20 protein-coding genes and 2 pseudogenes are annotated in these 22,226 nt (G+C 64.1%); 11 read left to right on the top strand and 11 right to left on the bottom strand.

Annotated elements, in window-relative coordinates:
- Positions 1 to 75: 75 nt before the first annotated feature.
- Positions 76 to 912: a proline dehydrogenase family protein gene (locus tag NATTI_RS0112855; RefSeq protein ID WP_006089870.1), complete on the bottom strand. Its 837-nt coding sequence runs from the start codon at positions 910 to 912 to the stop codon at positions 76 to 78.
- Positions 913 to 1,087: 175 nt separating this feature from the next.
- Between NATTI_RS0112855 and NATTI_RS0112850 the strand changes: the two genes are divergently transcribed.
- From NATTI_RS0112850 to NATTI_RS0112830, 6 genes and pseudogenes are all read left to right on the top strand, one after another.
- Positions 1,088 to 2,323: an ABC transporter substrate-binding protein gene (locus tag NATTI_RS0112850; protein ID WP_027119146.1), complete on the top strand. Its 1,236-nt coding sequence runs from the start codon at positions 1,088 to 1,090 to the stop codon at positions 2,321 to 2,323.
- Between the two features lie 15 nt (positions 2,324 to 2,338).
- Positions 2,339 to 3,265, top strand: coding sequence for a branched-chain amino acid ABC transporter permease (locus NATTI_RS0112845; RefSeq protein ID WP_006089868.1), 927 nt, complete (start codon positions 2,339 to 2,341; stop codon positions 3,263 to 3,265).
- Between the two features lies 1 nt (position 3,266).
- Positions 3,267 to 4,448, top strand: coding sequence for a branched-chain amino acid ABC transporter permease (locus NATTI_RS0112840; protein ID WP_006089867.1), 1,182 nt, complete (start codon positions 3,267 to 3,269; stop codon positions 4,446 to 4,448).
- Positions 4,441 to 5,043, top strand: a pseudogene (locus tag NATTI_RS0112835) (ABC transporter ATP-binding protein); the annotation flags it as partial. The gene NATTI_RS0112840 and the pseudogene NATTI_RS0112835, both read left to right, overlap by 8 nt.
- Before the next feature lie 102 nt (positions 5,044 to 5,145).
- Positions 5,146 to 5,280: an ABC transporter ATP-binding protein C-terminal domain-containing protein gene (locus NATTI_RS27650; protein ID WP_449289290.1), complete on the top strand. Its 135-nt coding sequence runs from the start codon at positions 5,146 to 5,148 to the stop codon at positions 5,278 to 5,280.
- On the top strand, positions 5,277 to 5,987 hold the full coding sequence (locus NATTI_RS0112830; protein WP_006089865.1) for an ABC transporter ATP-binding protein: 711 nt from the start codon (positions 5,277 to 5,279) through the stop codon (positions 5,985 to 5,987). Before NATTI_RS27650 ends, NATTI_RS0112830 begins: the two co-directional genes overlap by 4 nt.
- 546 nt (positions 5,988 to 6,533) lie before the next feature.
- Here NATTI_RS0112830 and uvrA read toward each other — a convergent pair.
- Entirely contained in the window at positions 6,534 to 9,497 is a 2,964-nt protein-coding gene (gene uvrA, locus NATTI_RS0112825; protein ID WP_006089864.1) for an excinuclease ABC subunit UvrA, read from the bottom strand.
- Between the two features lie 401 nt (positions 9,498 to 9,898).
- On the opposite strand from uvrA, the gene NATTI_RS0112820 reads away from it, so the two are divergent.
- On the top strand, positions 9,899 to 10,396 hold the full coding sequence (locus tag NATTI_RS0112820; RefSeq protein WP_006089863.1) for a hypothetical protein: 498 nt from the start codon (positions 9,899 to 9,901) through the stop codon (positions 10,394 to 10,396).
- Between the two features lie 89 nt (positions 10,397 to 10,485).
- Here NATTI_RS0112820 and NATTI_RS0112815 read toward each other — a convergent pair whose 3' ends face one another.
- Positions 10,486 to 11,319 (bottom strand): universal stress protein, encoded by an 834-nt coding sequence (locus NATTI_RS0112815; protein ID WP_006089862.1) that lies wholly within the window; start codon positions 11,317 to 11,319, stop codon positions 10,486 to 10,488.
- Between the two features lie 128 nt (positions 11,320 to 11,447).
- A pseudogene (locus tag NATTI_RS0112810) lies at positions 11,448 to 11,585 on the bottom strand (class V aminotransferase); the annotation flags it as partial.
- Positions 11,586 to 11,814: 229 nt separating this feature from the next.
- Here NATTI_RS0112810 and NATTI_RS0112805 point away from each other — a divergent pair.
- The gene (locus NATTI_RS0112805; protein ID WP_006089860.1) at positions 11,815 to 12,594 is read left to right on the top strand and encodes a hypothetical protein; all 780 of its coding nucleotides are present in this window, start codon (positions 11,815 to 11,817) and stop codon (positions 12,592 to 12,594) included.
- Positions 12,595 to 12,753: 159 nt separating this feature from the next.
- Here the strand turns inward: NATTI_RS0112805 and NATTI_RS0112800 are convergent, their stop codons facing one another.
- A complete protein-coding gene (locus NATTI_RS0112800) occupies positions 12,754 to 12,993 on the bottom strand; it encodes a hypothetical protein (RefSeq protein WP_006089859.1) in 240 nt (79 codons plus the stop codon).
- A 277-nt stretch (positions 12,994 to 13,270) separates the two neighbouring features.
- On the opposite strand from NATTI_RS0112800, the gene NATTI_RS26545 reads away from it, so the two are divergent.
- Positions 13,271 to 13,420, top strand: coding sequence for a DUF7557 family protein (locus NATTI_RS26545; protein ID WP_006089858.1), 150 nt, complete (start codon positions 13,271 to 13,273; stop codon positions 13,418 to 13,420).
- A 100-nt stretch (positions 13,421 to 13,520) separates the two neighbouring features.
- Here NATTI_RS26545 and NATTI_RS0112790 read toward each other — a convergent pair whose 3' ends face one another.
- The 5 genes from NATTI_RS0112790 to NATTI_RS0112770 all read right to left on the bottom strand — a co-directional run bounded on the left by NATTI_RS0112790 (position 13,521) and on the right by NATTI_RS0112770 (position 19,199).
- Entirely contained in the window at positions 13,521 to 14,870 is a 1,350-nt protein-coding gene (locus tag NATTI_RS0112790; protein WP_006089857.1) for a metallophosphoesterase, read from the bottom strand.
- 89 nt (positions 14,871 to 14,959) lie between these two features.
- Positions 14,960 to 16,060 carry an enolase-like domain-containing protein gene (locus NATTI_RS0112785; protein WP_006089856.1) on the bottom strand — a complete coding sequence of 367 codons (1,101 nt, stop codon included), beginning with the start codon at positions 16,058 to 16,060 and terminating at the stop codon, positions 14,960 to 14,962.
- Positions 16,061 to 16,154: 94 nt separating this feature from the next.
- A complete protein-coding gene (locus NATTI_RS0112780) occupies positions 16,155 to 17,870 on the bottom strand; it encodes an ABC1 kinase family protein (protein ID WP_006089855.1) in 1,716 nt (571 codons plus the stop codon).
- Positions 17,871 to 17,916: 46 nt separating this feature from the next.
- Positions 17,917 to 18,279, bottom strand: a complete 363-nt coding sequence (locus NATTI_RS0112775; protein WP_006089854.1) for an Hsp20/alpha crystallin family protein — start codon at positions 18,277 to 18,279, stop codon at positions 17,917 to 17,919.
- Positions 18,280 to 18,374: 95 nt separating this feature from the next.
- Positions 18,375 to 19,199 carry a GIDE domain-containing protein gene (locus tag NATTI_RS0112770; protein WP_006089853.1) on the bottom strand — a complete coding sequence of 275 codons (825 nt, stop codon included), beginning with the start codon at positions 19,197 to 19,199 and terminating at the stop codon, positions 18,375 to 18,377.
- Between the two features lie 102 nt (positions 19,200 to 19,301).
- Between NATTI_RS0112770 and NATTI_RS0112765 the strand changes: the two genes are divergently transcribed.
- Complete coding sequence (locus NATTI_RS0112765; RefSeq protein ID WP_006089852.1) at positions 19,302 to 20,624, top strand: molybdopterin molybdotransferase MoeA; 1,323 nt, start codon at positions 19,302 to 19,304, stop codon at positions 20,622 to 20,624.
- A gap of 136 nt (positions 20,625 to 20,760) precedes the next feature.
- The gene (locus NATTI_RS26540; protein WP_006089851.1) at positions 20,761 to 20,901 is read left to right on the top strand and encodes a hypothetical protein; all 141 of its coding nucleotides are present in this window, start codon (positions 20,761 to 20,763) and stop codon (positions 20,899 to 20,901) included.
- Between the two features lie 27 nt (positions 20,902 to 20,928).
- Here the strand turns inward: NATTI_RS26540 and NATTI_RS0112755 are convergent, their stop codons facing one another.
- Positions 20,929 to 22,056, bottom strand: a complete 1,128-nt coding sequence (locus tag NATTI_RS0112755) for an EstA family serine hydrolase (RefSeq protein WP_006089850.1) — start codon at positions 22,054 to 22,056, stop codon at positions 20,929 to 20,931.
- Positions 22,057 to 22,226 lie beyond the last annotated feature (170 nt).

Here is a 22,226-nt window from a genome sequence, read left to right as displayed (position 1 = left end):
CAGTAGCCACTGAAACGATTCTCATCCGATCGCATACGGTTTCGCGATCGGGGGTGTATCGACTTTCAGTGGCTACTACCGCCCGAGCACTGCCCGAAGCGCGAACAGCGCGTTCTCCTTTCGCTCGCGAACGCGACGGTAGAAGTAGGAGAGATATTTCGGCCCGTACGGCGCGTACTGGTAGACCTCGTACTCCGACGCGAGCTCGCGTTGGGCGTCCTCGCGAACGCCCATGAGTAACTGGAACTCGAAGGGCGTCCCGTGGGTTTCGGCGAGCCCTTCGACGTGCTCGATGATCTCTGGATCGTGACTGCCGACGGCGATGCCGTCGTCGAACGTCTCGAAGGCGAACGCGAGCAGTTCGCGGTAGGCCTCGTTCACTCGTGCCTTTTGTTTGTACGCAACGTCGGCGGGTTCGTCGTAGGCACCCTTGACGAACCGGACCTTGCCAGGAACGTCGGCCAGTCGTTCGACGTCCTCCCGGGTGCGTTTTAAATTCGCCTGAACGCAGATGCCGACGTTTCCGTCTGTCTCGTGTGCGTGGTGTTCGAACGCGTCGAGAGTCACGTCGGTCGTCGTGTAATCTTCCATATCGATCCAGACGAAGACATCGTGCTCGACACCCGCATCGACGATTCGCTCGAGGTGGGTCCGGAAGACGTCATCGCCGAGGTCGAGGCCGATCTGGGAGGGTTTGACCGAGACACAGCAGTCGAGGTCGGCGTCGTCGATGGCCTCGATCATGTCGATGTAGGCGTCGGCGTCGGCAGTGGCTTCAGCTGTATTGTCGTAGTGTTCTCCGAGCAAGTTCAGAATCCCGCTAATACCGTCCTTGTTGAGATCCGCAACGTGCGATAGCGCCCCCGCTTGATCCTCGGCGGCGACGAATTTTCTCGCAATTGGAAGGAGCATGATCGGATGCTCGAACGGAATCGGGGTAAACGGCCACCCGACCATAGACGATTCGCCGCGAGACTGTCCACGGCCAGATTTGTTCGATTAGTGCCAAAAACCGGCATTCAGGGGCGATCTCGTCCATGGTCGGGGGTGGTACTAATCGGGGGAGTTCCCAATCGAACGGATAGCTATGACGGTTGATGACACACCACTACGAAATCGGCGAGAAGTGCTAACCGGCGGGGCTGCACTCGGAGTAATGGCGCTGGCCGGCTGTATCGGCACGACGGAGGAAGGAGAGGGGAGCGACGATGCCTACACGATCGGGATGGTCGACTCACTGAGCGGGTCACTGGCGGATTTCGGTGAGCGAAACCAGAACGCCAAGGAGCTCGCTCTCGAGCACATCAACGAGATCGGCGTCAAGGACCAGGACCTCGAGATCATCGTCGAGGACTCGGAAAGCACCTCCCAACAAGGCGTCTCAGCGGCACAGAAACTCGTCAATCAGGACAACGTCCCGTTCGTTATCGGGGCCGTGGGGTCGGGAGTCTCAATGTCGATCTACGAGAGCGTCATCGAGGGGACTGGCGTCGTCCAGTTGAGCCAGAGTTCGACCGGACTCGATCTGACGGATCAACCAGACCTCCTCCGGATGTCACCCAGCGGGCGCACGCAGTCGATCGCGCTGGCGGACATCATCGCCGAGGACGGCTACGACGAGGTTGCAGCAACTTACATCAACGACGACTTCGGCGTGAGCCTGTTCGACGCGTTCGAGGAAGCGTACGACGGCGACATCGTCTACGACAGCGCCCACGACGGAGAAGGGTCATCGTACAGCAGCCTCGTCTCCAGCATGGACGGCTCCGGAGCGGACGCGTGGCTCTGTATCACCTACCAGAGCGAGTTCGCGACGATGGTCAACGACATGTACTCCGGCGGCTACGAGCCACAGTTGTACGGCGCCGACTCGAACCGGGGCGACAGCGTCCTCGAGGGAACGCCCGAGGGGAGCATGGACGGCATGAAACTCGTCGAACCCGCAGCACCGGAAGACCAGGACAACTATCAGGAGTTCGCGGCGGCGTTCGAAGAGGAGTACGGCGAGTCGCCGACGGCGTGGTCCGCGTTCGCCTACGACTGTGTGGTCACCGCAGCGCTCTCGATTCAGGCCGCCGACGAGTTCACCGGCGAGGCGCTCAGCGAGGTCGTCCGCGACGTCACCCGACCCGAGGGCGAAGAAGTCTTCACCTACGAGGAAGCACACGAGATCCTTGCAGACGATGGAACTGCCGACGACATCGATTATCAGGGCGTCAGCGGTCCGATCGACTTCGACGAGAACGGCGATCCGCGAGGCAGTCTCGTGGTGATGGAAGTCCAGGACCACGACTACGCCTCGATCGAGTTCCGGGAATCGTAATCGATACTCCCACCAATGTCTCTTATCGAATACGCTGCCAACGGGCTGGTGTATAGTAGTATCATCGTTCTCGGGAGCATCGGCCTCTCGTTGATCTACAGTATCAACGGCTTTGCAAACTTCGCACACGGCGATACGATGACCGTCGGCGCGTACACGTCGCTCGTTGCCTTCGGCATCGTCGGCGGCGTCGGATTCAGCGTCCTCGGACTGCCGATGGGCTTTTTCCTCGCGTTACTGATCGGCATCGCCGTCGCCGCCGTTGTCGCAGTAATCACGGAGAAACTCGTCTACGAACCGCTGGACATCGGATCGATCGGCCTGCTGATCACGTCGATCGGTGTCGCGTTCGTCTACCGCGCGCTCATCCAGATGGGCTTTGGCGCGGACTCGATTCGGTACGACATCGGCACCCTCCAACCGATCGAGACGCTGCTGCCGTATGGCATCCGGCTGACCCAGCACGACGTCGCGATCGTTCTCTCGGCGGCCGTGCTCGTGTCCGGCCTGCACGTCCTCTTACAACACACCGACCTCGGTCGAAAGATGCGCGCGATGGCCGATAACCCGGATCTCGCTCGAGCGAGCGGCATTCGAACCTATCGAATCAGGCTCTGGTCGTGGATCATCGGTGCCGGACTGGCCGGCGCTGGCGGAGTGTTCCTCGGCCTGTTCAACCAGCTGCTGCCACGGATGGGCTTCAACGTCCTGCTGGTCATCTTCGCTGCGGTGATCCTCGGCGGGATCGGCTCCATCTACGGCGCGATGCTCGGTGGCTTCCTCATCGGGATGGTCGTCGAGCTGATGCCGCTGTTGAGCGATATCGGGATTCCAGTTGGTATCGAGTACGCGAACGCGGTCGCGTTCCTCATCATGGTCGCCGTGTTACTCGTCCGACCGACGGGTATCGCCGGCGAGGCTATCGACGGGGAGGGGGTGTGAGATGGGGGCTCTCTCAGACCCTCGAGGCTACTGGGACGACCTGACATCCACGGAACAGTGGGTTACCGCTGCCCTCGGACTGGTCGTTCTCGCGATGGTGCTCGCACTGCTCTCCGGCCTGCTCGGGGCGTCGTACTTCCTCTTCCTGTTCGGGCTAGCGGGGATGTACGCGCTCCTCTCGCTGGGGCTCAACTCCCAATGGGGGTTTACCGGACTGATCAACTTCAGTGTCGCCGCCTTCTTCGGACTCGGCGCGTACGGCGCGGCGCTGATGACCGCGAGCAACTCGCCGATCGCCGGCGGCTACAACCCCGTCTTCGGCCTGCTCATCGCACTGGTGCTCGCGGCGGTCGTCGCGGTCGCGATCGGGATCCCGACGTTGCGACTGCGTGCGGACTACCTCGCGATCGCGACCCTCGGACTGGCGGAAGTCGTCCGCCTGTTCATGCTCAACGAACGCCAGTGGACGAACGGGAGCGCCGGGCTCCGAGGCATTCCGACGTTCTTCGAAGGGTGGCCGGTGCTCGGCGCGTTTCCGAACGCCATGCCGGCCCTCGAGATCGAACTCGTCCCGGGGTCGGCCGTCGTCCTCGGATTCGCCTTCTGGCAACAGCTGCTCAACGTCGGACTCCTGCTGATCTTTCTCGGGGTGACGTTCGCGATGTTGCGCCGAGCCCAGCGGTCGCCGTGGGGGCGACTGCTCCGGACGATCCGATCCGACGAGGACCTCGCGAAGGCGCTGGGGAAGAACACCTTCTCGTATAAGATGCAGTCGTTCGTCCTCGGCAGCCTTATTATGGCGCTTGCAGGGGTGTTCTACGCGCATCTGAACCTCTTTGTCAACCCCGGCGACCTCGACCCGATCACGACGTTCTACGTGTGGGTCGCGGTGATTCTCGGGGGCAGCGGCTCGAACCGCGGGGCGCTGCTCGGCGGGTTCGTCGTGGTCGCAATCCGGGAAGGCTCCCGGTTCGTCAACGATCTCAGCTGGATCCCGGTCAGCGGCGCGCCGGTCAGACTGCTCGCGATCGGACTGTTGATCATCCTCGTCATGCGGTTCCGGCCACAGGGGATCTTGCCACCACAGCGGGAACTGATCTGGTCGAGCGCGGTCGACAACGCCGCCCCGTCGCGACCGTCACAGGGCGTTCGCGACGCTAAAGGAGGTGACTCGAATGAGTGATGCGATCGAAGAACCGACAGAGACGGACGCGAGCACAGTTCGGACGAACGCCAACATGGCGAAAAACGACGTCGTCCTTCGGGTGGAGGACCTCCAGAAATCCTTCGGCGCGCTCGTCGCGACCGACCATGCCACCTTCGAGGTCGAACGTGGAACGATTACGGGGCTGATCGGACCGAACGGGGCCGGAAAGTCGACCCTGTTCAACCTCATTTCCGGCTTCTACGAGCCCGACGGCGGTTCCGTGACGGTCAACGGCGTCGACGTGACGGGCACCGAGCCCTACGAGGTGGCCGAACACGGCCTCATCCGAACGTTCCAGACCCCGCGTAAGCTCGAGGGGATGACCGTCCGTGAGGCGATGCTCGTCGGCCCGCGGAACCAGCCCGGCGAGTCGTTCGTCAAACTGTTCACCGACGCCGAGACAGTCGGCGAACACGAACGGCAGAACCTCGAGGACGTCGAGCGTATTCTTGAGGAGTTCGAGATCGATCACCTCGCAACCCAGGCCGCGACGGACATCTCCGGTGGCCAGATGAAACTGGTCGAGTTGGCCCGTGCGATGCTCGCCGAACCGGAAGTCCTCCTGCTCGACGAGCCGGTTGCAGGCGTCAATCCGACACTCAGAAACAAGCTCGCCGAACAGATTCGGCGGCTGAACGAGCAGGGGACGACGTTCCTGCTTATCGAACACGACATGGAGTTCGTCATGGAACTCGCCGATCCGATCGTCGTCCTCGACCGGGGGAGCGTGCTCACTGAAGGAAAACCACACCAAATCCAGTCAGACACCCAGGTCATCGACGCCTACCTCGGAGGTGGTGGCGTATGAGCGATCACGTTCTCGCACTCGAGGCTGTCGACAGCGGCTATGGCGAGGTGCAGGTGCTCGACGACTGTACGCTCCACCTCGATACGGACGAGATCGTCTGCCTGATCGGTCCGAACGGCGCTGGGAAGTCGACGGTGCTCAAGACCGCGTTCGGCATGCTGACGCCGTGGGAGGGAGCCGTTCGGTATCACAACGATGAGATCGGTGGCATGGCACCCGAAGACATCGTCCGCGAGGGAATCGGGTTCGTCCCCCAAACGGAGAACGTGTTCGGCTCGCTGACGATCGAGGAGAATCTGCGGATGGGCGGTGTCGCCCGCGATGACGACCTCGGGCCGGTTCTCGAAAAATTGTACGACCGGTTCCCACTGCTCGACGAAAAGCGCTCGGCGAAGGCGCGGAACCTCTCGGGCGGCCAGCGACAGGTGCTCGCACTGGCCCGCGCGCTCGTGATGGAACCCGACGTGCTCCTGATCGACGAACCCTCCGCGGGACTGGCACCGAACACTGCTGACGACGTGTTCAGGGACGTTCAGGAGGTCAACGCCATGGACACGGCGATCCTGATGGTCGAACAGAACGCGAAGAAGGGGCTAGGAATCTCCGATCGAGGCTACGTCCTCGATCAGGGAACCGTGCGATTCGAGGACGAAGCCGACGCGCTGCTGGACAATGAAGAAGTGTCCAAGCTGTATCTCGGTGGCTAACGATAGGCATCGGTAGCCGATCCGTCCTGTGTTTTCGTTTCCGCGCCCACAGTTGTGTAATTGAATCGAGCAGAACGAACCTCTCGAGCGAATGCTGCAGGCTCTTGATTTCAGAATATCTGCTAGCTCAAAATACGCCCCGACGAGTTTGACGTCGTCCATTCGAGCACCCGTCGGAGACGGCTATGGAACAGTAGTCTGTCATACGGACTACTGTAAATCGTTCTCGGAGCAACCGCGAGCCGTCCGGCGGTTGCTCCGGTAAAACGTTACAGCAGACCGTATCAGTCAGCACCCGCACACTCACCCCAGCCACAGGCTGGGCACGTGAGTCGGCCGCCGACCGCAGTCATCGTCGTATTACACTTCAGACACCCGGTCGCGTCATGTACGTTTCGATCGGTCATTGGTGATGGCCGCCCCAGTGGTTCCGGGCGACAGTATTCAGTCAGTAGTCGAACGGGTATATATACGGTCTCCCCCATGGACGGGTTCGGAGCGACCGGCCACGCCACACGAGAGAGTGGGGGTGAAAACCGAAGCAACTCAGTCGTCGTCCATCGGTGCCGACACCGGTTCGACGCGCTCGCCGCGTGGCCCCTCGAGGTCGATCTTCGGCAGCAGATCACGCAGATACCGTCCCGTGTGCGACGCCTCGAGTCGGGCGACGTCTTCGGGCGTCCCCGTCGCGACGATTTCGCCGCCGTTCTCGCCGCCTTCGGGACCGAGATCGATGACGTGGTCGGCGTTCTTTACGAGGTCGAGTTCGTGTTCGATGACGACGATGGTGTTGCCGTTGTCGGTCAGCCGGTGGAGGACGTCGATGAGTTTGCGCTCGTCCTCACTGTGGAGGCCGGTCGTCGGCTCGTCGAGCAGATACAGCGTTTCGCCGGAGTCCTTCTTCCCGAGTTCCTCCGCCAGCTTGACCCGCTGGGCCTCCCCGCCGGAGAGCGTCGTCGAGGGCTGGCCGAGCGTCATGTAGCCCAGCCCGACGTCTTTTAAGAGCTGAAGCCGCCGCCGGATCTGGCTCGAGGACTCGAAAAAGTCGTAGGCCTCCTCGACTTCCATCTCGAGTACGTCGGCGATGGTTTTGCCCTTGTACGTCACGTCTAAGGTGGCGTCGTTGTACCGAGCGCCGTCACACTCCTCACAGGGGACATACACGTCGGAGAGGAAGTTCATCTCGATCTTGACCGTTCCCTGTCCGCCACACTCCTCGCAACGGCCGCCTTTGACGTTAAAGGAGAAGCGCCCTTTCTCGTAGCCGCGCTGTTTCGCGAGTTTCGTCGAGGCGAACAGGTCGCGAATGTAGTCGAAGACGTTGGTGTACGTCGCCGGGTTGGATCGGGGCGTTCGACCGATCGGCGACTGGTCGATCAGTCGCACGGTTTCGATCTCGTCGAGGCCCTCGAGCGCGTCGTGCTCCCCCGGAATCACGCTCGTGTTGTCGTTCATCTGGCGGGCCAGCCCCTTGTAGAGCACCTCGTGCATCAGGGTGGACTTCCCGGAGCCCGAGACGCCCGTAATCGCAGTGAAGTTGCCCAGGGGAATGTCGACGTCGACATCGTCCAGGTTATGCTGGCGAGCCCCGCGGATCGTCAGCGCGCCGTCGGGATCGCGTCGCTCGTCGGGAACGGGGATCTGCCGCTGGCCGGAGAGATACTCGCCGGTAATCGATCCCTCGGTCGTCTTGACCTCCTCGACGGGTCCGTTCGCGACGACTTCGCCGCCACGCTTGCCGGGGCCGGGACCCATATCGATGACCTGGTCGGCCCGGCGCATCGTCTCCTCGTCGTGTTCGACGACGATCAGGGTGTTGCCGATGTCGCGTAGCTCCTCTAGGGTGTCGAGCAGTCGGTCGTTGTCCCGCTGGTGGAGCCCGATCGAGGGCTCGTCGAGCACGTAGAGGACGCCGACCAGCCCGGAGCCGATCTGTGTCGCCAGTCGAATCCGCTGGCTTTCGCCGCCGGAGAGCGTGGCGGCCTCGCGGTCGAGCGTGAGATACTCCAGGCCGACCTCACACATGAAGCCGAGTCGCGATCGGATCTCTTTTAAAATCTCCTCGGCGATCACCTTCTCGCGCTCGGTGAGGTCGGCTTCCATCGACTCGAAGTGCTCGAGCGCGTCGCCGATGCTCAACCCGTTGATCTCGGTGATCGCAGTGTCGTCGACGAGCACGGCTCGACTCGCGGCCTTGAGACGGGTGCCGTCACAGGACGGACACTCCGTCGCCGACATGTAGTCCTCGATGTGATCGCGGGTCGAGTCCGAATCGGTCTCGAGGTAGCGCCGCTCGAGGTTCGGGATAACGCCCTCGAAGCGCTTTCGTTTGCGTCGAGTGCCGTTTTTCGTGTGGCGCTCGAACGTCACCTTCTCGCTGGTACCGTAGAGGAACGCCTGCTGGATCTCGCCGTCGATCTCCTCGAACGGCGTCGACAGCGAGACGTCGAAGTGTTCGGCGACGGCGTCGAGGCGAGTCTGGTAGTACGACCGATTGTAGCTCCAGGGCTCGAAGACGTGCTTGAGCGACTTGGACTCGTCCTGGATGACGAGGCTCTCGTCGATCTCCTTCGTCTCGCCAAGCCCTTCACACTCGGGACAGGCGCCGTGGGGTGAGTTGAAGGAGAACGATCGGGTCTCGATCTCGGGGACGTCGATCCCGCAGTGGGTACACGCGAGGTCCTTCGAGAACTCGACGACGAAGCGGTCGTCCTCCTCGGTCTCGTCGCCCAGCGCGCCCGTTCGACGGGCCGCGTCACCCAGATCGCTCGCGACGTCTTTCGGCGCGTCGGGGAGGATGACCTTCAGGACGCCTTCGGCCTCCTCGAGTGCCGTCTCGACGCTATCGATGATCCGCGGGCGGGCTTCGGTGTTGACCTTGACGCGATCGACGACCACGTCGATCGTGTGGTCGAAGTTCTCGTCTAACTCGGGTCTGTCGAGCGTAAGGTCGTGTTCCTCGCCGTCGACTTCGACGCGGGCGTAGCCCTCGGAGACGAGTTCGTCGAACAGATCCTCGAAGGCTCCCTTCTGGTCGCGGACAACCGGGGCCGCGAGTTTAATCTTGGTGTCCTCGGGGAGCTCGAGGATGCGTTCGACCATGTTCTGGGCGCTCTGCTCGCCGACTTCGCGGCCGCAATCGGGGCAGTGGGGGGTGCCGACGCGGGCGTAGAGCAGTCGGAGATAGTCGTGGAGCTCCGTGACGGTCCCCACCGTCGATCGGGGATTGTTCGCGGCGTTCTTCTGGTCGATCGAGATCGCCGGAGAGAGCCCTTCGACGGTCTCGACCTGCGGTTTGTCCATCTGGCCGAGGAAGTTTCGGGCGTACGCCGAGAGGCTCTCGATGTACCGGCGCTGGCCTTCGGCGTAGATCGTCTCGAACGCCAGCGACGACTTCCCCGATCCGGAGAGGCCGGTGACGACGGTGAACTCTTCGCGGGGGACCGTGACGTCGAGGTCCTTGAGGTTGTGCTCCTCCGCCCCCCGCACCTCGATGTAGTCTTTGCTCATGTGTAGGTGGTGACTGGTGGCTGCAGATGTTCGCGACTCGCTACTCGATTCACTGTGAGTGAGTCAGTGGCCGAAGGGACTTAACGGGTCTGGAACTGCCGTAACGTGGCCTATGCTAGCAAATGAATATGCAACAGAACCGGAGCAATCGATAGGACGTTCTCGCCGTTCGTCCGGAGCGTTCGAACAGCCTGGAAACGCCCCTCGAGGTGATCGTCACCGGTGTGTAGGTCACCGACCACGCATAGACGGCATCGCCGGCGTCAGCAGCCACGTGACACCACCTTCTGGAGCCACAGTAAAGTCCTTGCTGCATCGGTACCGCAGGAGTCGCCAACGCACCTCGAGTTGCGAGACGCTCAGTCCAAACTGACTTCGGGTAGAAGCACGAACGGACCGCTATGAGCGACGACAGCGGCCCGGAACTGGTCGTCGAGGAGTTCATCGACTACTGTCACACGCAGGCCGGTTTGCTCTCGGGCCGCGTCGAGACGATGCGCGACGAAGCGGACGACCTGCTCTCCGAAATCGACGAGGAGATGGCCGAACTCCGGACCCGACTCGAGGAGCATGCGACGGGGGTCGAAGGCGTCGGCGGTCCGTCGACCCCGGCCGGACCCGGCGACGTCGATATCGACGCCTTAGAAGCGCTCGAGGACGACGTCAAGGAGAAACAGCTCCTCGTCGAAGCCAAGCAAACGCGCATGCAGGCGTTTCAGGATCTTGCGGCGGCGTACACCGATCTCGGCGCGGAACTGCAGTCCGACGCCGACGACGGGACGGCGGCGCTGGAACGCGTCGTTCAGTTCGAAGCGGACCACGACGCCCCGGCGTACTTCGAGGAGCGACAGACGCTCGTCGAAGCCGCGGCGGACTCGAGTGCGGCCGATCCCGACTGACGCTGGTACCCGACGAACGGCGAGGTCGACTGACAGCGACTGACGCCAGCGTCACGGTTCGCCGTTATTATCGACCCCTCGCCAGCCGTTCACTCTTTGCTCGCTGCTCGAACCGTCAGCACCGGCGTCGTCGCCGTCCGGAGTACCCGTTCCGTAACGCTCCCCAGGAGGAGCCGATCGAGCCCACTGCGTCCGTGCGTCCCCATCACGAGGAGATCCGCATCGACGGCGTCGGTGTACGTCCGAATCTTCTGGTGTGTCGAGCCGTACGTGACCGTCACCTCCGTCTCGACGCCCGCGTTTGTCGCCCGTTCGACACCCTCGTCGACGACTCGACGGGCGAACCGCTCGAGTCGATCGAGTCTGAGATCGTTCTGATCCTCGATCCCCGCCGGCGCTACGTCGACGATCGAGAGGATATGAACGGTCGCGTCGTGGTGGCTCGCTATCGTCAGTGCGCGCTCGAGTGCGACCTCGGCGTGCGCGCTGCCGTCGGTTGGAACCACGATCGTCTCGATCGGATACGGCCGTCTGACCTCAGAGTCCCCCCGAACGACGAGAACGGGAACCTCGGCGTCGCGAATGACCCCTTCGGTCACGCTGCCGAGCAGGAGTCGACCGACACCGCGTCGGCCACGCGTCCCCATGACGATTGCGTCGACATCGTGCTCGACGGCGGACTCGAGGATCGCGTCCCGCGGCTCGCCGGTCTCGACCTCCTCGATGATGGGGGAGCCGGTTTCGCCTGCCCAATCGCGACTGTCGGCGATCGGATCGTCCGCGTCGTCCGGGTCCGCGGACGGATCGACCACGTATAAGATGTGAACGGTTACCTGCTCTACGGCGGCGATTTCGCCGGCGTACTCGAGCGCCGCGTTCGCTGGGCCACTGCCATCAGTCGGAACGAGGATCCGGTCGAACATACGTACTCGTCAGCCCGGTGCACCTTACAGCTATCTCTCGTTCCAACCGGTCGGGAAGTATCGAACGGGCGTTCGACGGCACGGGTACTCGGTCCCGTCGTTCGGATCGGGCTTCCGACAGCGGTCGGCTACAGACCCTCGAGCAACGCGTCCACGTCCTCCCGAGTGTTGAACGCGTGGACCGACGCGCGAATCGCCTCGAGACCGGGAAGCGACCGAACGACGATTTCGAGTTCCGAGAGCCGCTCGACAGTTGCCTCCGGCTCGGCCCGCCGGCTCCCCAGTTCAGGTAGACGGCAGACTCCAGGGCCGGAACGGTCTCGCAAAGCACCAGTAGGGACCTGAACGGGTCGTTCGCGGCTCGTCGCGTTAGCACCTCGCTTTCACGCGGCTCCGTTCAGTGCTCGTGTCGTCGTCCCGTACGCCTCCAGTTGGTTCCCGAATGGCAGTAACCGGAGGTGGGCTTTTATCGGTCTGGCCATCACCGTTCACCCGATGATGTTCGTCTTCGCACCGTCGATCACGCTCGACGCCAGCGACCCGGAAACGACGGTCGCGATCGGCCAGCTGTTCGCTTACCTCGCGATCGGTGTCGCGGCGCTCGTCCTGCTGTACTACACGTCCGCCTACGTCCGCGACGTGCTCGCGGCCGATGTGAACGAGGCGCAGTGGTACCTGTTCGTCGGTCTCGGTGCCGCGATCGTCTACGCCACGGCCGGTATCGGTACGTTGCTGCTCGAGTCCGACTGGCTCGGCCTGTTCGTCGAGGGTGCCGTACTGTTTTTCATCCTCTTTCTCACGCTGGGCATTCGAGCGATGTACCACGCCGAACGGCCGGGCGAAGGGCGTTCTCGAGTGCTCCCCGCGTGGGCCGATGTTGCCGTCATCGCGGTCTTCGTCGCCGCGTGGTGGGGGACCTTCCTCGTCGACACCGACTGGACGCGACCCGTCGTCGCGGCCGGCTGGATCCTTACCTCCGCGTGGGCGATCCTCTACGGCGTACAGACCGTTCGCGTCCACGAGGGAACCACCCTGGCCGCGCTGACCCGGCACCTGTTGCCGGCCATCGTCGTCGTGGTCGCCGTCGTCTGCGTCGATCTGGTAACGGGCTACCTCACCGGCTACGGCGCCCTCGCCGACGCCGCCTGGATCGTCGGCACGACGCTCGTCGCCGCCTTCCTGTTCACCACCGCCGTTGCGATCCGACAACAGGGCGGCGAACTCGAGCGCCTCTACGATTGGACGACCTGGCGGGAACAGTCGCTCGACGACTGACACGGGTAGCGGGGCTCAGCACTCGGCTGGTGACGAACTCGGCGTAGGCGGCGAGATCGCTGTCGTGACCGTTCGACGAGTTGCGAACCCGTCTCACGGCTCGAGCCCGTCAGCGGTCGGATCGTCGCGCGACAGTCGCAGTCGTCGACGACTGCCCTGTCAGAGTTCGCCGCGCAGCACGATATCCTCGCCGACGGTCTCGAGCATATCTTCCGTGACGACGTAGTCCTCCTCGTCTTCCCCCTCGACGCCGACCTTCGCGAGCACGTGCTCCGCGACGGAGGGGTTCGGATCGACGGCCGCGCGGCCACCGTCGACCTGCGCAACGATTCCGAGCTCTTTCCCTTCCGCGTCGATCACCGTCTTGCCGACCTCGTCGTCGGACAGTGTCGCTGTCATACCGAAGGCTATCACGACGGCCGGGATAACTTCGTGGCCGTCCCGTGCCGGTCCGGACGGCTGCTCTTCCCGTGCCAGTCCAGACGAATGACCGTCCGTGACCGGGGCGAATTACTGTCCTGCCGTCCAGAGCGAGGAACATCCCGCCCGCCGGCGCGACCCGCTTCACAGATCGACAAGGCGGATGCCACGGGGCCTGACCCCGAGGCTGTTGACACGCGCCCCCGGACTATTTGACGACGGCTGCCGTGACTAGCGACGACGCCTCGTTCCAGCCATGACACACACCATCGAGATCAGCGACGACCTGAAGGACCGACTCGACAGCCACTGCGAGGAGGACCAGACCATCGAAGAACTCCTCGAGGAACTGGTCTCGATCTACGAGACCGACGGCGCGTTCCTCCAGGAAGGCTACTCCGAGTGACTCGAGGGATGACGCTCGACGCGCCGCTTTTCTGATCGATTTTCGGTACTGAACCGCGTACCGGCCAGGTCGCAACTGCGAGCCGACTGCGCGGACGTACTCACGGCCGATCCGCATCTCGATCCATGTCGTGCCGAGCGCTCGGTACCTCGTCGGTGACGACCGCTCGGTCGGGCAGCGTCGGCGTCGGTGCCCGTCCCAGCGTGAGGAGGCGTTCGGTGCGGGTAATCTCCTCCGAACTAGGGTTTGCCTTCTCGATCTCTTCGTACTCGACGGCCACGCCGTCGGGAGCGTCCGAGATTCGGACGGCACAGAGCTGGTAGGACGGGTAGAACACCGGCGGGAGCAGCCCCGCGACGACGTCCCGACGGTGGAGACGTTTCAGCCAGGTGCCGGTGTTGACGAGCAGCCGGCCGTCGATCTCGGTCACCGACGCGCGGTGGGTGTGGCCATAGCAGAAGATCGCCGTCTCCGGTCGGTCGGCGAACACCTCGCGGGCGGCCTCGACGTACGGCGCTTCGGGGTCGACGGTGAGGTCCGTCTCGAACACGCCGAACCGATCGACGGTCTTCCCGACGTCGCGGAAGACGAAGTAGACAGGAATTCCCACGAGGAGGATCATGCCAGTAATCGCCGCGTTGACGACGAGGAGAAAGTGTACGGCCTCCCCGACCAGCCCTAGTTGGTCGAGCACCGCGTCCGTTCGTTCGACCGGCATCGTCCAGATACCGGCCACGTCCAGCCCCGCCAGCACCGCAACGATCGCGCTAACGTAGAACAGCAACAGGAACGGTATCACGGCGTACCGCAAGAGGGGATTCATCTCGCGGTAGAAGTACTTCGAGAGGAGCCAGTTCGGAACCCGCTCGGTCGGCGTGACCGCCTGGACGTCTTTCAGCCAGTTGAACCGCCCTCGATCGGAGAGCTGTCCGGCTCGGCTCGTGACGAGCGCGTTGTAAAAATAGCCCAGCGGCGTTTCGAAGGGGTTGCCGAAGTCCCTGAATCGATTGTTGGGATCCTGCTGATGCCCGTGTTCGAAGTGGATCGTTCGATCGCCGATCGGTCGAACGATCGACATCTCCTGGACGAGGTCGACGTTGTAGTCGGCCAGCCGGCTCACGTACTCGTCGTAGGCGGCGAGGTCGCTGTCGTGATTGCCCGGCAACAGCGTGATCGGTATCGAATCACCAGTCGCGCGCAACTGCTCGAACAGATCGGGATAGCGCTCGGTGAGACGGTCGAACTTCGCTACCCCCTCAGTCTCGGTGTACTCCCACAGTCCGAACGCGTCGCCGTTGATGATCAGTTCGGCGTTCTCGTCGGTCGTCTCCAGACGCTCGAGAAACGCGAGTAACTCCTCGAGGAAGTCGATCTCACCCAACTGGTCGTCGCCGCCCATGTGGAGGTCGCTAATCACGTAGTAGACCGGATCGGCGGCGGTATCGGACATCGAATTGACAGTCGACGCCAACGGGTATAGTGCTGCTGCCGGTCTTCAGACGGCAGTCATCCGCTCACGCCGGCCCGGTACCCGCCCGACTACGCGTCGCCGTCCCACCGAAAGCCGACCGGCACAGCGGGTGGCTCGAGCGGGCTCGACGGGAGTTCGGTCCCGGCGTCGGACTCGTTGTACGCCCGCGGCGCAACGTCGTTGGGGCCGTCTGGGTAGTACAGCGACGCGAGCGTCTGGATGTGGCCGCGACCGACGCCGAGCTCGAACTGACCGCCGCCGTACAGTCGAATATCGCGCTCCTCGCAGTGGGCGATCGTCTCGAGCAGCGACTCGAGCGAGCCGAACCGCGAGGGTTTGATGTTGAGCCAGTCGGGCTCCCACGGGAGCGATTCGACGTCCTCGAGGCTGTCGATCGGCGCGTCCCAGGAGACGCGGCTTCGAGCCGAATCGTCCTCGAACAGGGGCTCGGTCTCATCGGTCATGGATGGATCCTCGAGGACGGCGTCGGGGAAGGCCTCGAAAACGCGCCGGTACAGCCCCGGATCCGTCGGGACGTCGACCTCGGTCCCCTCGTACTGCCCCTTCAGATCGAGAATCCGGACGGCATCGGCGCCGACGCTCTCGTCGATTTCGGTCACGAGGGCGTCGTCCCACTCAGGGATCGGATCGAGTTTGAACTCGAGGCCGGGAACTCGCTCGCGCAACTGCTCGAGTCGGTCGGTCGTCGGCGGGTCGCCCAGTCGCGTGCTGGCGACGAACCGAACGGGGTCGAGCGAGCGCCCGAGCGCGCTGGCGATGTCAGTTCCGGCCTGTCGAAGGGCGAGGTCCAACGCGGCGCTCTCGAGTCCCCACCGGCGGTAGTTGCGAAAGACCTCGCGGTCGGGTGGGCCAGCCGGGAACAGGTTGACCGACTCGAGGCGGGCAGAAAAGGAGTCGATGGTGTACTCTCCAGTGAGATCGGGCAGTCCCGACTCGGCCAGCGCGTCGTGTTCGTCCGTCTCGTAGGTGACGTCCTCGCCGCGGCCGACGATGGGGGCATTGTGAGCACCGTCGGCGTTCGAGGCAGGCCCAGCCAGCGCGAACTCGGTTGAGACGCGGGTGAACTCGCTCGAGGTCTCCCGCTCCAGCCGTTCGGTCGACACCGCGTCGATCGACAGCGACAGATCGGCGATCCGGTGGTAGTCCATACGGTTTAGTCGTGGACCAGGGGAATGAAAGTTGCAGCGACGGGGCCCCGGTTCACAGGCGAGACGGGACTCGCGTTCGCAGACGGGGACACATTCACTTCTCGTCGCGTCGCTGGCGCAGGTTCTGGCGGGTGAACTGCGGTTTGACGCGGGTCGTTCGCCGCTCGCGGAACGACCGGTAGAGCTGGATCATCACCACGAGCGAGAAGATCGCGGCGACGGCGCTGGCCTCAGGGGCCTCGAGGGCGTAGAGGACGCCCATCGAGAACAGCGACATGGTCAGTAACAGGCCGTAAATCAGTCGTTTGGCGAGCGTGGCGAACACCTTCTCCTCGTCCTCGACACCGATCCGGACGAAGAGGTCATCGCGGTCCAGTCGGTCGAGCGTGCGCTCCGTTTTGGGTGCCAACCGAGTGAGGGACTCGCCGCTGCGACGGAGTTGCTGACCGGTCTCCCGGACGTACTGGCGAGCGGTCTCCTCGCGGTAGCCCTCCTCGGTGAGGTAGTCCGTCGCCGTGTCGATGAAGTCGAAGTCGGAGTCGAGGGTGACACAGACGCCCTCGACGACGGTTGCGACTCGGAGGACCAGCGCGAGGTTCTTCGGGAGTCGGAACGGGAAGACGTAGATCGAGTCCTCGATCTGGCCGACGATCTGGTTGATCCGGTACTGTTCGACGTCCTCGCCGCGGGCGTCCTGGATCGCGATCTCCATCACCTCGGCCATCACCCCGCGATCGGCGTCGGGGCTGAGCGTCCCGATCTCGATTAGGGCGTCGAGGATGCCGTCGATGTCCTGGTTGGCGACGGCGACGTAGAAGTCGACGATCTTCTCCTGGATGAACGAGTCGACCCGTCCGGACATCCCGAAGTCGTAGAAGACGATTTGGCCGTCGTCGGTCACCGCGAGGTTCCCCGGGTGCGGGTCGGCGTGAAAGACGCCGTCCTCGATGATCATCTGCAGGTACGCTCGCTCCAGGTTCTCCGCGACTCGCGTTCGGTCGATCCCCTTTCGCTCGAGTTCCTCGACGTCGTTGACCTTCGTCCCCTCGACGTACTCCATCGTGAGCACGCGCGGTCCCGAGTGGCTCTCGACCACGTCGGGGATGACGAACCGATCGTCGCCGGCGAAGTTTCCGCGGATCTCCTGGAGCATCTCGGCTTCGCGCTCGTAGTCCATCTCCTCGCGGATCGTCTTCGAGAACTCGTCGGCGAGGTTCTCGAGCGAGAACGACCGCGACTCGTCGACGAAGGTGAGCAGGATCGGGAGCGACCACTTGATCACGCGCAGGTCGGCGTTCACCAGTTCCTCGATGTTCGGCCGCCGGATCTTGACGGCGACCTCGCGGCCGGCGTCACCGGCGGTACCGACGTCGCTCGTCCGTTCGGTGCTCCCGTCGGCAGCTTCGTCGGCCGCTACAGCGTCGGGATCGACGCGCGCCCGGTACACCTGTCCCAGACTCGCGCCGCTGATCGCCTCCGTCTCGAATTCCGTAAAGTGATCCTCGAGCGGCCCGCCGAGTTCGTCTTCCAGCACGACCTTCGCCTCGTCCCACTCCGCGGGCGGCACGTCGTCCTGCAGCGCCGAGAGCACGTCGATGTACGCCGGCGGCAACACGTCCGGCCGCGTCGAGAGCAACTGGCCGAGTTTGATGAACGTCGGCCCGAGGGTCAACAGCGACTCGAGGAGGACCTCCGCGCGGTGGCGGTGGGTCTCGGGGTCGACGCGCCGCGACCGGCCGAACAGCAGGAATCGTCGCCGGTCACGGGCGAAGGCGACGAGCAGTGGGAGGAACTGCCACGCGACGAGCACGAACCGCTTGTAGGCGCGGAGGGAGACCAGTCTCGGTCACCTCACGTTAGTCGGCATCCTCTTCGACGACGTCGATCGTCATCTCCCCGTCCCGCGTTTTGGGCAGCGTCAACTCGAGGACGCCGCGCTCGACGGCCGCCTCGGCCTCCGTCTCGAGGGCGTCGGCGGGCATCGGGAGGTCGACGTCCAGAAAGAGCGAGCGGTTCTCCTCGAGATAGCGATAGTCGTCCTCGGGTTCCTTCTCGCGGTGGGCGTCGATCGAGATACGGCCGTCGTCGACCGACAGCTCGAGCGAGTCGGCGGAGACTCCCGGAACGTCGAGAACGAGCAGGTAGGCGTCCTCGCTCTCGAGCAGATCGAAGAAGACGTCGTCCGAGAGGTCCCGCAGTGCGTCGCGAAGCGCTGACATAGCTACTGGTTCGAACGCCGATACGAAAAAGGCCGCGGTAGCGGTCGATTCGGGCGCGAGCGAAAAACGGCGGCGAACGTTCGGTCGAACACTCCTCAAAATGCCCACGAAACGGCGATCACCGCGGCGAGAGCGCCGATTCCGACAGTGAGGAGCCCCTGTGTGGCGGCACGGAGTCCGAGTCGCCGTTCGGTGCTGTCGGAGATGATGAACGGATCGCCGAACAGTGCGTGACGAAGCCGGAGCCAACGGCTGTCCGCGTACGCCGCCTCGTCGACACCGACGGCGGCATTTACCTGTCCCGGCGCGCTCGAGACGGCCGTATCGTATCGAGCCGTTCCGAGGACGTGGACCTCCTCGTCGGGGACAAGCAGTCGTTCCGTGAACCGACGATCACTCCCCGTGAGCCGGTCGAGGATCCCGCGATTCGAACCCGTCGCTTGAGCGTCGACCGCTTCGGTTTCGTCGATGAAATGGGCGATCGTCGACGGCGGCTCCGTTCCGGCGTCGACGGTGACCCGGTTGTCGGTCTCCAGCCGAAGGTCGGCCCCCGGCGGTTCGATCAGGACGTTTCCCGAGTCGTCCTCGAGCCGAAACGGGACGTACCCGTCGTCGGCGTCGATCGTCGACCAGTTCGAACCGTTTTTCGAACTGCTGTACTGTTCGATCTCGTACTCGTAGGCGAGACACGGCGCGTCGGAGAGCGGTGCTCGACAGAGACGACCGTCGTCGACCGGTCGGGCCGTGCCGCGGAGTTCGACTCGGCCGCCGTCCGTCGTATCGAGAACCGAATCCGGCTGCGAGCGGAGGATTCGGTTCGCGAGCCGGAGCTCACCGAGGCCGTACCAGCAGAACGCGACCGCGACCACGGCGCCGACTGCGAGGATCGCGGCCGAAACCGGCTCGAGTTGGAGGACCATCTACGGTCGTGACAGTAACGCAACACTCAATATAAATATGTACGATAGGTCGGGCGGGTCGCGGACCCTACGTTTTTGACGCCCGGCACCCCGAGTCAGGGTATGGACGGAGCCGACAGCGAGCGCAAGGAGTCCGGGTTCAAGGTTCGGACCCCGGTAGCAGAGGCGCGTCGGACGCTCAGGGACGCCGTCGTGGCGAGCGAGCAGGCCAACGGGGCCGGTTCCAGTGGCGACGATCCGCCTCGCACGGGCACCGAACGGATCGACGTCGAGCGCGCGGACGGCCGCGTGCTGGCCACGCCGGTCGTCTCCGCACAGAACGTCCCACACTACCAACGGGCCGCGATGGACGGCTACGCCGTCCGCGCCGCGGATACCTTCGGTGCCAGCGATCGCTCGGCTGAAGTGCTTCAGATCGCCGAAGGAACCGGCGGCGACGCCAGCGTCGGACCCGACACCGCCGCCCGCGTCCACACCGGCAGCGCCCTGCCAGAGGGCGCCGACGCCGTCGTGATGATCGAACGCGTGACGGCCCTCGAGTCCGCGGGCGAACTCGAGGTCGAAGACGCCGTCGCGGAGGGGGAAAACGTCGCTCCGGTCGGCGAGGACGTCGAGGAGGGCCAACGGCTCTACGAGGCGGGCCATCGGCTCCGGCCGTCGGATCTCGGACTCTTGCGCTCTGCGGGCTACACGAAGGTGCCGGTCGCAAAGCGGCCGACGGTCGGCGTCGTGCCGACGGGAGAGGAACTCGTCGCGGACGATCCGGGGCCGGGCGAGGTCATCGAGACGAACGGACTCACCGTCTCCCGACTGGTCGAACGTTGGGACGGCCGCGCAACCTACCGAAACGTCGTCACCGACGACCCCGAGTCACTGCGCGTGGCGATCCAGCGGGATCTGACGAAAGACGTCGTCGTCACGACCGGTGGCTCCTCGGTCGGCCAGCGCGACCTCCTGCCCGAAGTGATCGACGACCTGGGCGAGGTGCTCGTCCACGGCGTCGGCCTCAAGCCCGGCCACCCAGTCTGCCTGGGGATCGTCGAGGACACTCCCGTCCTCGCCTTACCCGGCTACCCCGTCGCCTGTATTGTCAACGCCGTCCAGTTCTTACGTCCCGTACTGCGCTGGCTCGAGGGAACCGAGCCCGACCCCCACCCCACGACGCTGGCCCGACTCGGGCGCAAAATTCCGAGCGAGCCCGGGACGCGAACGTTCGCGCGAGTGCAACTCGAGCCGCGGGAGGGAGACACGGACGAACTCGAGGCCAACGAGCCGCGATACACCGCAACGCCGACCAGAGCGAGCGGGTCGGGCGTGCTCTCGAGCGTCGCACTGGCCGACGGCTGGGTGGTCGTCGACGACGAGCGCGAGGGGATCCCGGCTGGTGAGACGGTCGCCGTACAGGACTGGGAGCCGAACGGCTGATACGGTCTGCTGTACCGAGTTACCGGTGTAACCGCAGGACGGTCGCGGTTGCACCGGAAATGACGTACAACAGACCGTATGAACGGCGCGCTCGCGACCACCATCATTAATAACACTGTCTGGTTACTCTGCACGTATGGGACTGAACGAACTCCTCGAAGGGGAGTCACTTACCGGACGACAGGCCGCGATCATCTTCTTTACCTTCCTGGTGTTGGTAATCGTGGCGGGGATACTCCTCGTGGCGCTCAGAGACGTCTTCTGGCTCGCCGTCTAGGGCCGTCGACCCTACTCGAGTAGAATGCTACTCGAGCGCGAGTCGAACCGCATCCGCGAGCGCGTTCACGCGAGCGACGTGTTCGTAGGAGCCGTCTCGAACCCCGTTCGTGACGTACGAGAAGCCGATATTCTCCTCTGGGTCGGCCCATCCGACGCTACTGCCCAGTCCGGCGTGGCCGAACACCCGCTCGGGTGAAAGCGTTCCGTACGGTGCGACCGTCGTCCCGCCCTTCCAGAAGCCGAGGGCGAACCGGCCTTCGCGGCCGAGCGTGCCGTCTGCCTCCGTCTCGGCCTCGAGTGTCGTCATCCGTTCGACCGTTTCGGCCGAGAGGATGCGGGTGCCCTCGAGTTCGCCCCCGTTGGCGAGACAGGCGTAGAAGCGGGCCATGTCGCCTGCGGTCCCGATGCCGTTGGCGGCGGGGATGACGGCGCGGTGGATCGCCTCGGAGTTGAACGGAGCCGCTACGTCGGCGTTCTTCCCCAGTCCCTCGCCCGGGTCGCGACAGCGGTCGAACGGTTCAAAGCCGACCAGCGTCGCGACATCGTCGTCCTCGTCCTCCCGAAGGCCGATCCCCGTATCGTCCATGTCCAGCGGATCGAACACGCGCTCGGCGGCGGCGTCCTCGATGGCCGTCCCCGACACCCGGCGGACGAGTTCGCCGACCAGCCAGCCGAAGGTCAGCGCGTGGTAGGCCGGTTGCTCGCCCGGTGGGAAGTTCGGCTCCATCGACTCGAGGTGCTCGACGACGGCGTCCCAGTCGCTCCAGAGATCCGGCCGGTCGTCGATCTCGCCGCGGTTGAGTCCCGACGTGTGACTGAGCACCTGCCGGACGGTGATCTCGGCCTTCTCGGTTCCGTCGTCGGCGAACTCGGGCCAGTGGTCGACGACGCGGTCGTCGTAGGCGAGTTCCCCCTCGTCGACGAGCGCGTGGAGGGTCACGGCGGCGTACGGTTTCGTACTCGAGAACAGGACGTGTCGCGTCTCGGACGTCTCGTCGTCGCCGTCCGGCCCCGTCACGCCGCCCGCGAGATCGAGCACCGCCTCGCCATCGACGTAGAGACTCAACTGGGCACCGTGGTGGAGACCCACCTCGAGGTGACGGTCGAACAGCGCGGCGATCCGCTCGCGATCGGATTCGGCAAGTCGTGACATACCATCACCCTCCAGCGGCAGACTTGTAGGTATTGTTGTCTGTGCAATGTAGTGAACGACGAATCGGATTAGACCGGTCAAACCACTGCGGGTGGCGTGCGCTGAGTTGTGGTGAACGGACGGTAAACCGCGACTCGGAGTCGCGCGAAGTCTTTGCGAGCCGGCGAGCG

The sequence above is a fragment of the Natronorubrum tibetense GA33 genome (assembly GCF_000383975.1).
GTDB lineage: Archaea > Halobacteriota > Halobacteria > Halobacteriales > Natrialbaceae > Natronorubrum > Natronorubrum tibetense.
Note: the sequence above shows the minus strand (reverse complement) of the source record. Positions and strands in the feature narration are given on the sequence as shown.

Bases quoted from the DNA above. Each gene is read 5' to 3' on its own strand.
- NATTI_RS0112855 (WP_006089870.1), bottom strand. From the start codon at position 912: ATGCTCCTTCCAATTGCGAGAAAATTCGTCGCCGCCGAGGATCAAGCG.
- NATTI_RS0112765 (WP_006089852.1), top strand. From the start codon at position 19,302: ATGGACGGAGCCGACAGCGAGCGCAAGGAGTCCGGGTTCAAGGTTCGG.
- NATTI_RS0112785 (WP_006089856.1), bottom strand. From the start codon at position 16,060: ATGGACTACCACCGGATCGCCGATCTGTCGCTGTCGATCGACGCGGTG.
- NATTI_RS26545 (WP_006089858.1), top strand. From the start codon at position 13,271: ATGACACACACCATCGAGATCAGCGACGACCTGAAGGACCGACTCGAC.
- NATTI_RS0112755 (WP_006089850.1), bottom strand. From the start codon at position 22,056: ATGTCACGACTTGCCGAATCCGATCGCGAGCGGATCGCCGCGCTGTTC.
- NATTI_RS0112815 (WP_006089862.1), bottom strand. From the start codon at position 11,319: ATGTTCGACCGGATCCTCGTTCCGACTGATGGCAGTGGCCCAGCGAAC.
- NATTI_RS0112840 (WP_006089867.1), top strand. From the start codon at position 3,267: ATGGGGGCTCTCTCAGACCCTCGAGGCTACTGGGACGACCTGACATCC.
- NATTI_RS0112790 (WP_006089857.1), bottom strand. From the start codon at position 14,870: ATGTCCGATACCGCCGCCGATCCGGTCTACTACGTGATTAGCGACCTC.
- NATTI_RS0112775 (WP_006089854.1), bottom strand. From the start codon at position 18,279: ATGTCAGCGCTTCGCGACGCACTGCGGGACCTCTCGGACGACGTCTTC.
- NATTI_RS0112770 (WP_006089853.1), bottom strand. From the start codon at position 19,199: ATGGTCCTCCAACTCGAGCCGGTTTCGGCCGCGATCCTCGCAGTCGGC.
- NATTI_RS26540 (WP_006089851.1), top strand. From the start codon at position 20,761: ATGGGACTGAACGAACTCCTCGAAGGGGAGTCACTTACCGGACGACAG.
- NATTI_RS0112830 (WP_006089865.1), top strand. From the start codon at position 5,277: ATGAGCGATCACGTTCTCGCACTCGAGGCTGTCGACAGCGGCTATGGC.
- uvrA (WP_006089864.1), bottom strand. From the start codon at position 9,497: ATGAGCAAAGACTACATCGAGGTGCGGGGGGCGGAGGAGCACAACCTC.
- NATTI_RS0112820 (WP_006089863.1), top strand. From the start codon at position 9,899: ATGAGCGACGACAGCGGCCCGGAACTGGTCGTCGAGGAGTTCATCGAC.
- NATTI_RS0112850 (WP_027119146.1), top strand. From the start codon at position 1,088: ATGACGGTTGATGACACACCACTACGAAATCGGCGAGAAGTGCTAACC.
- NATTI_RS27650 (WP_449289290.1), top strand. From the start codon at position 5,146: ATGGAGTTCGTCATGGAACTCGCCGATCCGATCGTCGTCCTCGACCGG.
- NATTI_RS0112800 (WP_006089859.1), bottom strand. From the start codon at position 12,993: ATGACAGCGACACTGTCCGACGACGAGGTCGGCAAGACGGTGATCGAC.
- NATTI_RS0112845 (WP_006089868.1), top strand. From the start codon at position 2,339: ATGTCTCTTATCGAATACGCTGCCAACGGGCTGGTGTATAGTAGTATC.
- NATTI_RS0112805 (WP_006089860.1), top strand. From the start codon at position 11,815: ATGATGTTCGTCTTCGCACCGTCGATCACGCTCGACGCCAGCGACCCG.